Genomic DNA, 11,493 nt, shown 5'->3' with positions numbered 1-11,493 from the left:
CGCCGGCGAGCCTCAACGGCACCTACGGCACCTTCAGCTTCGACGCGAACTCGGGCGCCTGGACCTATGCGCTCGACGACAGCCGCGCCGCCACCCAGGCGCTCAACGGCGGCGATGCCGTCACCGACACGCTGACGGTCACCTCGGCCGACGGCACCGCTCACCACGACATCGTCGTCAACATCACCGGCGCCAACGACGCCGCCTCGATCGTGGTCGACGCTTCGGTCACCGACGACCGGGCGGTGAGCGAGGCCGGCGGGGTGAACAACGGCACGGCGGGCGATCCCTCCGCCTCGGGCAAGCTTCTGGTGAGCGATGTCGACGCCGGCCAGGCGCATTTCCAGACGCCGGCGAGCCTCAACGGCACCTACGGCACCTTCAGCTTCGACGCGAACTCGGGCGCCTGGACCTATGCGCTCGACGACAGCCGCGCCGCCACCCAGGCGCTCAACGGCGGCGAGCCGGCGACCGACACGCTGACGGTGTGGTCGGCCGACGGCACCGCTCACCACGACATCGTCGTCAACATCACCGGCGCCAACGACGCCGCCTCGATCGGCGGCAGCAGCACCGGCTCTGTGACCGAGGACGCCGTGCTGACCGTAAACGGCGCTCTGACCGTCAACGACCCTGACGCAGGCCAGAGTTCGTTCCAGGTGCACAACGGCAGCAATCCGATCGCGGGCACATACGGGTCATTGACCATCGATGCCGCCGGCAATTGGGTTTATACGCTCAACAATGGCGCCGCCAACGTTCAGGCTCTGAACTCCGCGGACCATCCGCATGATCAGATCCATGTAACGTCGATAGATGGCACGGATCACGTCATCGACATCACCGTCAACGGTGCCGATGAGCCCGTGACCAACCATGCGCCGAGCGCCCCGGTCTTCGTCCCGGGTTCGGCCCCGATCGCCGACGGGAATCCTATCGATTTGGGCCACTTCTTGTCCGTGGATCCCGATGCAGGCGATAGTGTCTCCTTTGCATTTACCTGGAGTGGCTCCGGGATAGTCGCCGTTGCACCAAACGGAGAGCTGACCGCCAACGTCGGACTAGGAGGCTCGGCAACAGGCACTCTTACTGTCACCGCCACTGATAATCATTCGACTTCATCGACTCCACAATCGTTCACCGTTTGGATCGGCAACGCCAATGGGGGCAGCGTCGACAACACGATCACACTGGTAAGTACCGATCCGACTATCGCTGATGGTCGAGCTGGCACGGACAGCGTCACCGGAACCTCTGCCGTCGACTACATCTTCGGCGGTGCGGGCAACGACACGATCGTTGGAAAGGTGAACGCCGACTGGTTGGTCGGCGGCGACGGTGCCGACCACTTCGTCTACACGGCGGTTGCCGACTCTACCCACGCCGCCTTCGATACGATCCAGGACTTCGTCCACGGGACGGACAAACTCGACTTCCTGAATGCGCTCAACCTGACCGGCACTCCGACCAACTTAGGTGCTTCGACAACGCTTGCCGCGCACAGCGTCGGTTGGACGACGGATGGAACGAACACCGTTGTCTACGCAAATGTCGGCACGTCAGCCGAGGCGATTACAAGTGGTGCTGACGTCATCGAAATCCATCTCATGGGGGTGAACAATCTAAGCAGCGCAGACTTCAATCTGCATGCCTGATGGAGCCCGCAGGAAGACGATGAGCGGCAGATGATCGTTATGCAAGGCCTCTCTCCCCTAAAGCTTGCTCTCTCCCGCTGCCGCGGCGGTTTCGCCGCGGTGGCGGGGTTCAGCTTCGTCATCAACCTGCTCGTGCTCTCGACCTCGATCTACATGCTGCAGGTCTATGATCGCGTGCTGACGGGACGCAGCGTGGAAACGCTCGTCTATCTGACGCTGATTACGACGGCGGCGCTGGCTGCAATGGGCGCGCTCGAATTCTTCCGCTCCCGGTTGCTGGTGCAGCTCGGCACCTGGATCGACCGCATGCTGTCGCCGCAGGTGCTGGGCCGCGGGCTTGAGAACGCGTTGCGCGGCTCCTCCTACCGCACCGAGGCGCTGCGCGACCTCGCCACGTTGCGCGGCTATCTTGGCGGCGGCGGCATCATGGCGCTGTTCGACGCGCCATGGATGCCGCTCTATCTCGGCTTCGTCTTCCTGCTGCATCCCCTGCTCGGACTTCTGGCGCTGGGCGGTGCGATCATCTTGTTCGGCCTCGCCCTTGCCAACAACGCGCTGACGGCCAACACGCTCAAGCAGGCCAACGCCGCTTCCGCGCGCGCCTACCAGGCGGCGGATGCCGGTTTCCGCAATGCCGAAGTCATCGACGGGATGGGCATGGGCGGGGTGCTCGCCCGGCGTTGGGACGCGGCCAATGCGTCCGTGCTCGCGCTGCAGACAACCGCCAGCGACTGGGCCGGCCTGATCAATGCATTCACCAAGCCGTTCCGGATGTTCCTGCAGGTCGCGGTGCTGGGGCTCGGCGCCTGGCTGTCGCTGCGCCACGAAGTCTCGCCCGGCGCCATGATCGCGGCGTCAATCATCATGTCGCGCGCGCTCGCGCCGGTCGAGCAGGCTATCGCCACCTGGAAGCAGACCACCGCGGCGCGCGAGGCCTGGCGCCGGCTGGACCGGCTGTTCGAGACTCCGTCGCTGCGCCCGCCGGGGATGGAATTGCCGCGTCCCCAGGGGCAGCTCTCGGTCGACGCCGTCACATATATGCCGGCTGGCGCAAAGGAGCCCGTGCTCAGGAACCTCTCCTTCGCCGTGCCGCCGGGCCAGGTGCTTGCGGTGATCGGGCCGTCGGCCGCCGGCAAGTCGACGCTTGCCCGCCTGATCGTCGGCATGCTTTCGCCACAGCAGGGGCGGGTTCGGCTCGACAGTGTCGACGTGTTTGCCTGGAACCGCGCCGATTTCGGCTCCTATGTGGGCTATCTCCCCCAGGACGTCGAACTCTTTCCCGGAACCGTCCGCGAGAACATCGCCCGCATGGAGCAAGGCGATCCGGCCGAGATCGTGGCCGCCGCCCGGATGGCGGGCGTGCACGAGATGATCCTCAGGCTCCCAAATGGCTATGATACCGAGATAGGCGAGCAGGGTTCGGTGCTCTCCGGGGGGCAGCGCCAGCGCATAGGGCTTGCCAGGGCGCTCTATCGCCGTCCGGCGCTGCTGGTGCTGGACGAGCCGAACTCCAATCTCGATGCCGTCGGCGAGGAAGCCCTGAACCAGGCGATTGCCGCGATGAAGGAGGCAGGTTCGACCGTGGTGATCGTCGCCCACCGCCCGTCGCTGATGGTGAACGTCGATTGCGTCCTGGTGCTAAACGAAGGCCAGTCGCAGATGTTCGGCCCGCGCGACGTCGTGCTTGCGCAACTGCGCCGCCCCGAGCAGCAGTCGGCTGCGCCACAGGTTCGGGTCGTGAGCTCCGAAAGGACCGGATCGTGACGGAAGCTACCTTGTCGTTGGAAATGCCGCCGCCACCGCCCGCCTGGCCGGCGGTGAGCGCCCATGTCTTCGGCGGCCTGGCCGTCATCGGCCTGCTGTTCGGCGGCTTCGGCCTCTGGGCAGCCACCGCGCCGCTGACGAGCGCGGCGGTCGCGCCCGGGGTGGTGAAGGTCGACAGCAACCGCAAGACCGTACAGCACCTGGAAGGCGGCATCATCCGGGAAATCCTGGTCCGGGATGGAGACCAGGTCAGGCAGGGCCAGATACTGGTCCGCCTCGACGGGCTCGACGCGGAATCCGACCGCGATGCCGTGCGCGGTGAACTCGATGCGGCGCTCGCCGGCGAAGCCCGCCTGATCGCGCAGCGCGACGGCCTGAGCACGATTCCATTCCCGGCAGACCTGTCGGCCCGGCGAAGCGAACCGACCGTCGCCGAGGCCCTTGCCGGTCAGGAGCGCATTTTCCGCGACCAGGCCAAGGTTCAGGCTTCGGAGGTCGAGGTCTGGCAGCAGCGGATCGCCCAGTATCATGCCCAGATGTCGGCCCTCGCTGCGAGAGTTGCGGCCTTCGAGATCCAGTTGCCGTCTCTGCGGGAAGAGTTGGCCGACGCCCGCACGCTTCTCAAGAAAGGCTATGGGGTGAAGTCCCGCGTACTCCAGCTCGAACGGCAGATCATCGCAGCACAAGGCGAGGCTGAGTCGAACCGTGGGAACATAGAAAGCTTGCGGCAGCAGATCGCCGAGGCCAATGCGCAGATCGACAATGGCCGGCTTTCGTACATCAAGAAGGCGGCTGAGGACCTTCGTGACGTCCAGACCAAACGCTCCGAGCTCGAAAAGGCGCTTCAGAAGACCGACGCGCGCGCGGCGCGCCGCGATGTCGTTGCGCCGGAAGATGGGGCGGTGATGAACCTTCGATATTTCACGCCGGGCGGAGTTGTACCTCCCGGCGGGATTATTCTCGATCTCGTTCCCGATCAGGACAAGATGGTGCTGGACGTCAAGCTTCAGCCCCTGGATATCGATATCGTTCGCCCCGGTCTGCCGGCGACGGTGCGGCTGGTCGCCTATAAGCAGAGAACCACGCCCACGGTGAAGGGCGCCCTTACCCGTGTTTCGGCCGACGCAGAGATCGACGAGCGCAGCGGCGCGACTTTTTTCCGGGGGACCGTCGAGGTGGGCGCCGATGAACTTAAGAAGCTTCCGCAAGTGAGGCTATATCCGGGAATGCCGGTGGAGGTCTCCGTTGTTACAGGCAAGCGAACCATGCTCGAGTATCTCTTCCAGCCGGTCGCCGACAGTTTTGCTCACGCCTTCAGAGAGGAGTGAGAAAGGCGGCCAACCTCCCTTGGCCGCAACACAGGGTTGGGCGCGATAGCGCAGCAGTTCATTCATTGGGGGCGGTTGCGATCCACCCCAGTCGATTGCCGCATTGCACAATTCCGCCCGGCCTGCACAATAGGCGCATGTCCGCCGGTTCGTTGACCATCCTTGTTATCGACGAGAACCGCATCCGTGCCTCGATCATCGAGGCCGGATTGCGGGACGCCGGCCATCGCCATGTCACGGTCGTCCATGACGTCGCCGGCATCGCCCGGCGCATCGCCGAGATCGAGCCGGACGTCATCGTCATCGATCTCGAAAATCCCAACCGCGACATGCTGGAGAACATGTTCCAGCTGTCGCGCGTGGTGAAGCGGCCGATTGCGATGTTCGTCGACCGCTCCGACCAGGCCTCGATCGAAGCGGCCGTCGATGCCGGCGTGTCCGCCTATGTGGTCGACGGGCTGAAGAAGGAACGCATCAAGCCGATCCTCGACATGGCGATTAGTCGCTTCAATGCTTTCTCGCGCATGGCGCGCGAACTGGAGGAGGCGCGCAGCGAGCTCGAGAACCGCAAGGTCATCGACCGGGCCAAGGGCATATTGATGAAGTCGCGGGGCTTAAGCGAGGAGGCGGCCTATGCGCTGCTGCGCAAGACGGCCATGAACCAGAACCGCAAGATCGCCGACATCGCCCAGAGTCTGGTGACGGCGGCGGGATTGCTGGGACCGCTGGAGGGCGAATGAGCATGTCGGCAGCGCATCAGATCACCGCCGGCTTCATGCCGCTCTTCGACAGCGCCGTCCTGGTCGCAGCCGGCGAGATGGGCTTTGCCGCGCGCGAGGGCATCGAGCTCAAGCTGCATCGCGAGACCTCCTGGGCCAATATCCGCGACCGCATCGCCATCGGCCACTTCGATGTCGCCCATATGCTCGGGCCGATGCCGCTCGCCTGCAGCCTCGGCCTCACGCCGCTTGCTTCCGAGACCATCGTGCCGTTCTCGCTCGGGCTCGGCGGCAACTGCATCACTGTTTCCAATGCGGTGTGGCAAGGCATGGCGGCGCATGACGCAGCACCTGACCTCGATCCGGCGCGCGCCGGAGCAGCGCTCGGCGCACTGATCCGCGAGCGGGCGGCCGCCGGCCGCGAACCGCTGCGTTTCGCCGTCGTGCATCCGCATTCCGGGCACAATTATGAGCTGCGCTACTGGCTCGCCGCCTGCAGCGTCGATCCCGACCGCGATATCGAGATCGTCATCGTGCCGCCGCCCTTCATGGCCGATGCATTGGCCGCCGGCCGCATCGACGGCTATTGCGTCGGCGAGCCCTGGAACAGCGCCGCCGTCGCGGCGGGCACCGGCTACGTCGTCACCGTGAAGGCGCTGCTGTGGCGCAACAGTCCGGAAAAGGTGATTGGCGTGCGCAAGTTGTGGGCCGAACAGAACCCGGACGCGCTGGCAGCGCTGCTGAGGGCTCTGCATCATTCCGCCCGCTGGTGCCAGGATCCGGCACACCGCGGCGAGCTGGCGGCGCTGATGGCGCGGCCCGACTTTCTTGGCCAGCCGGAGGCGATCCAGATGCCAGCCCTGACCGGGCAGCTTCAACTTGGCGGGGGCGCGGCACGGCGCGTGGAGGATTTCTTCCTGCCCTTCGACAAGGCGGCCAACTTTCCCTGGAAGAGTCATGCGCTCTGGTTCTACACGCAGATGGTGCGTTGGGGGCAGTTGCCGCATACGCCGCAAAACCTCGCCGTCGCCCGCGACTGCTATCGGCCCGATCTCTACCGCGCGGCGTTGAGGCCGCTTGGCGTCGCCTTGCCAGGCGCCAATGCCAAGGTGGAGGGCGCGCTGAGGATGGCAACGCCGGTCGGCTCAGCGGGCGCAAGCCTGGTCCTTGGCCCCGACGGATTTTTCGACGGCCAGATCTTCGATCCGGACCGGATAGACGCCTATATTGCCGGCCAGCGGCGCGCCTGATCATTTGCGCGCCATTCTTGTGCATTGCACAAAATTTATGCGCAATGCCTGTGCCATTGATCAATGTTTGACCGCGTCGCCGCTCGGCCCGGTCGAAGGTCAAAACTCCCACGTCATTGATTTTCCTTGAAATTCCGCTTTCGAGCGAAACTGGCACGCTTCGTGCTTTGAAGTGATCGAGCCCGTTCGCGGGCAATGGAACAGGCGTCCAATGGCGGGCGCCACAGGCAAAGCTGCCGCTCAGGTCAATGCGCGATCCCGGATGTACGGACGCGCGAGGCCTGGACGGCGGCTTTTTTCGTTTTTGGACCGGAGACGACGATGACCAAGCGGATCGCAACGACATTGCTCAGGGATTTCACCCGCCGCGATTTCCTGGTGAGCAGCGCGCTGACGGCGGCGCTGTTCATCGCCGCGCTCCTGCTGTTTCCAGCCAATCACGAAAGCGAGGCCAAGGGGCCACAAGTGACCGCGCCAGTCCCGGTCTCGCCGCACTGACCGATCCCACGCCTCTGATCAACACAACGCGCGGTGCCTCCCACGCCGCAAACCGGAGCCGACCATGACTGCAAACCTCCCAGCCTCGCCCAGCCAGGATAATGCTCCCAGGCAGGCGCTCGTGATGTCCACCATCGCCTTCACCGTGTGCTTTGCGGTGTGGACGATCTTTTCCATCATCGGCGTGCGTATCAAGCAGGAGCTCGGCCTGAACGAGACCGAGTTCGGCCTGCTCGTCGGCACGCCGATCCTGACCGGCTCACTCGTGCGCATGGTGCTCGGCGTCTGGACAGACCGCTATGGCGGACGCCTGGTCTATACAGCGACCATGCTCGCCGCGGCGATCGCGACCTTCCTGCTCGCTTTCGCCCACACCTACGGTCAGATGCTGCTTGCCGCTCTCGGCGTCGGCCTTGCCGGCGGCTCCTTTGCCGTCGGCGTCGCCTATGTCTCGCGCTTCTTCCCGGCCGGAAAACAAGGCACTGCGCTCGGCATTTTCGGCGTCGGCAATGTCGGCGCCGCTGTCACCAAGTTCCTGGCGCCCTTCGTGCTGCTCGCCTGGGGCTGGCAGTCGGTGGCGTTGATCTGGGCCGCGGCGCTGGTCGTCATGGCGGCCATCTTCTGGTTCACCACCGGCGACGATCCGGTCATCCGCGAGCGCCGCGCCGGCAAGGCGATGCCCGCAAGAAGCTTCTGGCAGGAATTCGCGCCGCTGAAGAACCTGCGGGTCTGGCGCTTGGCCTTCTACTATTTCTTCTCCTTCGGCGCGTTCGTGGCGCTGTCGCTCTGGCTGCCGCGCTACCTGATCGGCGTCTACGGTTTCGGCATCGCCACCGCCGGGATGATCGGCGCCGCCTATTCGATCCCCGCCAGCATCTTCCGCGCCTATGGCGGCGTGCTTTCCGACCGCATCGGCGCCCGCACCGTGCTCTACTGGACCTTCAGCGTCTGTGCCGTCGCGACACTCGTTCTGTCTCTCCCCTCGGCAGACTATGTCGTGCGCGGCATCAGCGGGCCGATCCCCTTCCATTTCGAGATCGGCCCGCTCGCGTTCATCGGCGTCGCCTGCGTGCTCGGCTTCTTCATGAGCCTCGGCAAGGCGGCCGTCTACAAGCACATCCCCGCCTATTATCCGCAGAGCGTCGGCGCGGTCGGCGGCGTCGTCGGCATGATCGGCGGGCTCGGCGGCTTCATCCTGCCGATCGCCTTCGGCGCGCTGAACGATCTCACCGGGGTCTGGTCGAGCTGCTTCATGCTGCTCTTCCTCATCGTCGTCTCCTGCCTGGTCTGGATGCACGTCACCATCCGCCGGATGGAGCGCGCAGCCGCCGTCAACAACGCATCCCTTTCCTACGCCGCCGAATAGATCGGAGCAGAGCGACATGACCGAGAAACTCGTCATCATCGGCAACGGCATGGCGCCGGGCAGGATGCTCGAGCACCTGCTGGAGGCCGCGCCCGACCGCTACGCCGTCACCATCTTCAACGCCGAGCCGCGCGTGAACTACGACCGCATCATGCTGTCGCCCGTGCTTTCGGGCGAGAAGGCGTTCGAGGAGATCGTCATCCATGGCGATGGCTGGTACATCAAGCATGGCATCACCCTCTACAAGGGCCACCGGATCGTCGCCATCGACAGGGAGGCCAAGACCGTCACCTCAGACCACGGCGTCACCGAGAGCTACGACAGGCTGGTCATCGCCACCGGCTCGGTTCCCTTCATCATTCCGGTTCCGGGCAAGGACTTGCCCGGCGTGCTCAGCTATCGCGATCTCGACGACGTCAACGCCATGCTGCTTGCGGCGCAGTCGCGCGCCAAGGCGGTCGTCATCGGCGGCGGCCTGCTCGGCCTCGAAGCCGCGGCCGGCCTGAAAGAGCGCGGCATGGACGTCACCGTGCTGCACGTCATGCCGACGCTGATGGAGCGCCAGCTCGACCCGGCCGCCGGTTATCTGCTGCAGAAAGCCGTCGAGGCGCGCGGCATCAAGGTCATGATCAAGGCCAACACCAAGGCCATTGTCGGCAACGGCAAGGTCGAGGGTGTCGAGCTTATGGACGGCACGATCATTCCGGCGACGCTGGTGGTGATGGCGGTCGGCATCCGGCCGAGCACCGCTTTAGCCAAGGAGGCTGGGCTCGAGGTCAATCGCGGCATCGTCGTCGACGACCGCATGCGGACTTCCGACCCCGCCATCATGGCGCTCGGCGAATGCGCCGAGGTCGGCGGCCATGTCTACGGGCTGGTCGCGCCTCTCTACGAGATGGCACGGGTGGCGGCAGCCAAACTGACGGACAGTGAGGACAGGCGCTTCGTCCACTCCGACACGCCGACCAAGCTCAAGGTCACAGGCATCGACCTTTATTCGCTGGGCGACTTCGCCGACGGCGACGACCGCGAGGAGATCATCCTGCGCGACGCGTCGGCCGGCATCTACAAGCGCGTCGTGCTGCAGGAAAACCGCATCATCGGCACCGTCTTGTTCGGCGAGACGGCCGACGGCGCGTGGTTCAACGACCTCAAGAAGAAGGCGACCGACATCTCGGAGATGCGCGACACGCTGATCTTCGGCCAGGCGTTCCAGGGGGGCGTTTCCTCGGACCCTTTGGCGGCCGTTGCGGCACTGGCGGATGATGCGGAAATCTGCGGCTGCAACGGCGTCTGCAAGGGCAAGATCACCGGCGCGATCACGGCGAAGGGGCTGACCGGCCTCGATGACGTGCGCGCCCACACCAAGGCCTCGGCCTCCTGCGGCTCGTGCACGGGTCTCGTCGAGCAGTTGCTGAAGCTCACGCTGGGCGAGGCCTACAATCCGGCGGCGGTGCAGCCCATGTGCGGCTGCACGAGCCTTGGCCATGACGACGTGCGGCGCCTGATCAAGGCGAAGGGCCTGAAGACGATCCCAGCGGTCATGCAAGAGCTGGAGTGGAAGACCTCCTGCGGCTGCGCAAAATGCCGGCCGGCGCTCAACTACTATCTCGTCTGCGATTGGCCGGACCAATATGCCGACGACTACCAGTCGCGCTTCATCAACGAACGCGTGCACGCCAACATCCAGAAGGACGGCACCTATTCGGTCGTGCCGCGCATGTGGGGCGGGGTGACTAGCGCCGGCGAATTGCGCGCCATCGCCGACGTGGTCGACAAGTTCGATATCCCGATGGTCAAGGTGACGGGCGGCCAGCGCATCGACATGCTTGGCATCCGCAAGGAAGACCTGCCGGCGGTATGGGCCGATCTCGGCAAGGCGGGCTTCGTCTCCGGACATGCTTATGCCAAGGGCCTGCGCACGGTGAAGACCTGCGTCGGCTCGGACTGGTGCCGCTTCGGCACGCAGGATTCGACCGGGCTCGGCATCCGCATCGAGAAGTTCATGTGGGGTTCCTGGACGCCGGCCAAGGTGAAGATGGCGGTGTCGGGATGCCCGCGCAACTGCGCGGAAGCCACCTGCAAGGATGTCGGCGTGGTGTGCGTCGACTCTGGCTACGAGATCCACTTCGCGGGCGCCGCCGGCCTCGACATCAAGGGCACGGAAGTGCTGGGGCTGGTGAAGACCGAGGACGAGGCGCTGGAGGCGATCGTGGCGCTCGTCCAGATGTATCGCGAGCAGGCCCGCTATCTGGAGCGCATCTACAAATGGGCCAAGCGGATCGGCACCGCCGAGATCAAGAAGCAGATCCTGGACGATGCCGAGCGCCGCAGGACGCTCTTCGACCGCTTCGTCTTCAGCCAAAAATTCGCGCAGGTCGATCCGTGGTCGGAGCGCGTCTCCGGCAAGGACAAGCATGAGTTCAGGCCGATGGCGTCGGTCGGGTTCGCGGAGGCGGCGGAGTGACCAATATGAACTGGATCGCCATCGGCTCCATCACCGATATTCCGCCGCGCGGTGCGCGTTGCGTTGCGACACCGCAAGGCAAGGTCGCCGTCTTTCGCACGGCAGACGACAAGGTGTTTGCCATCGACGACCACTGCCCGCACAAGGGCGGGCCGCTCAGCCAGGGCATCGTCCATGGCGCTGCCGTGACTTGCCCGCTGCACAATTGGGTGATCTCGCTGGAGACAGGCAAGGCGCTTGGCGCCGACGAAGGCTCGGTCCGGACTATCCCGGTCAAGGTCGAGGGCGAACGGTTGTTCATCGCGCTCGAAGCGCTGTCCTCGAAAGCGGCCTGAGGCATGCAAGAAGCACGCGAGGTGAGGACCACCTGCCCCTATTGCGGGGTGGGCTGCGGCGTGCTCGCCGAGGTCGCCGCGGCCCGCCCCCCCCCCCGCCCCCGCGCCCCC

General features: G+C 65.2%; 10 protein-coding genes. All 10 read left to right on the top strand.

Translation table 11 applies throughout. From position 1 onward, the window contains the following. On the top strand, positions 1 to 1,655 hold a 1,655-nt coding region (locus LB538_RS28910), incomplete at its 5' end, for a VCBS domain-containing protein (RefSeq protein WP_224685895.1). 30 nt (positions 1,656 to 1,685) lie between these two features. Further along, positions 1,686 to 3,419 carry a type I secretion system permease/ATPase gene (locus LB538_RS28905; protein WP_224523949.1) on the top strand — a complete coding sequence of 578 codons (1,734 nt, stop codon included), beginning with the start codon at positions 1,686 to 1,688 and terminating at the stop codon, positions 3,417 to 3,419. Then, complete coding sequence (locus LB538_RS28900; protein WP_224523952.1) at positions 3,416 to 4,747, top strand: HlyD family type I secretion periplasmic adaptor subunit; 1,332 nt, start codon at positions 3,416 to 3,418, stop codon at positions 4,745 to 4,747. The genes LB538_RS28905 and LB538_RS28900 overlap by 4 nt, the downstream gene beginning before the upstream one ends. Before the next feature lie 137 nt (positions 4,748 to 4,884). Next, on the top strand, positions 4,885 to 5,487 hold the full coding sequence (locus LB538_RS28895; RefSeq protein ID WP_140727844.1) for an ANTAR domain-containing response regulator: 603 nt from the start codon (positions 4,885 to 4,887) through the stop codon (positions 5,485 to 5,487). 2 nt (positions 5,488 to 5,489) lie between these two features. After that, the gene (locus LB538_RS28890; protein ID WP_224524624.1) at positions 5,490 to 6,716 is read left to right on the top strand and encodes a CmpA/NrtA family ABC transporter substrate-binding protein; all 1,227 of its coding nucleotides are present in this window, start codon (positions 5,490 to 5,492) and stop codon (positions 6,714 to 6,716) included. A gap of 321 nt (positions 6,717 to 7,037) precedes the next feature. Continuing rightward, positions 7,038 to 7,214, top strand: a complete 177-nt coding sequence (locus LB538_RS28885) for a twin-arginine translocation signal domain-containing protein (protein ID WP_224523954.1) — start codon at positions 7,038 to 7,040, stop codon at positions 7,212 to 7,214. Positions 7,215 to 7,278: 64 nt separating this feature from the next. Next, complete coding sequence (locus LB538_RS28880; RefSeq protein ID WP_224523958.1) at positions 7,279 to 8,580, top strand: MFS transporter; 1,302 nt, start codon at positions 7,279 to 7,281, stop codon at positions 8,578 to 8,580. A 16-nt stretch (positions 8,581 to 8,596) separates the two neighbouring features. Continuing rightward, positions 8,597 to 11,047, top strand: coding sequence for a nitrite reductase large subunit NirB (nirB, locus tag LB538_RS28875; protein ID WP_224523961.1), 2,451 nt, complete (start codon positions 8,597 to 8,599; stop codon positions 11,045 to 11,047). A 5-nt stretch (positions 11,048 to 11,052) separates the two neighbouring features. After that, the gene (nirD, locus tag LB538_RS28870; protein ID WP_224524629.1) at positions 11,053 to 11,382 is read left to right on the top strand and encodes a nitrite reductase small subunit NirD; all 330 of its coding nucleotides are present in this window, start codon (positions 11,053 to 11,055) and stop codon (positions 11,380 to 11,382) included. A gap of 3 nt (positions 11,383 to 11,385) precedes the next feature. Beyond that, positions 11,386 to 11,493, top strand: a 108-nt coding sequence (locus LB538_RS29415) for a hypothetical protein (protein ID WP_224685898.1), incomplete at its 3' end; no start/stop codon positions are given.

It is taken from the genome of Mesorhizobium sp. Ca11 (assembly GCF_020165275.1).
In the GTDB taxonomy this organism is placed as follows: Bacteria; Pseudomonadota; Alphaproteobacteria; order Rhizobiales; family Rhizobiaceae; genus Mesorhizobium.
Note: the sequence above shows the minus strand (reverse complement) of the source record. Positions and strands in the feature narration are given on the sequence as shown.

Excerpts from the sequence above, each read along its gene's own strand:
- LB538_RS28905 (WP_224523949.1), top strand. The coding sequence starts at position 1,686 with ATGATCGTTATGCAAGGCCTCTCTCCCCTAAAGCTTGCTCTCTCCCGC.
- LB538_RS28895 (WP_140727844.1), top strand. The coding sequence starts at position 4,885 with ATGTCCGCCGGTTCGTTGACCATCCTTGTTATCGACGAGAACCGCATC.
- LB538_RS28890 (WP_224524624.1), top strand. The coding sequence starts at position 5,490 with ATGTCGGCAGCGCATCAGATCACCGCCGGCTTCATGCCGCTCTTCGAC.
- LB538_RS28885 (WP_224523954.1), top strand. The coding sequence starts at position 7,038 with ATGACCAAGCGGATCGCAACGACATTGCTCAGGGATTTCACCCGCCGC.
- LB538_RS28880 (WP_224523958.1), top strand. The coding sequence starts at position 7,279 with ATGACTGCAAACCTCCCAGCCTCGCCCAGCCAGGATAATGCTCCCAGG.
- nirB (WP_224523961.1), top strand. The coding sequence starts at position 8,597 with ATGACCGAGAAACTCGTCATCATCGGCAACGGCATGGCGCCGGGCAGG.
- nirD (WP_224524629.1), top strand. The coding sequence starts at position 11,053 with ATGAACTGGATCGCCATCGGCTCCATCACCGATATTCCGCCGCGCGGT.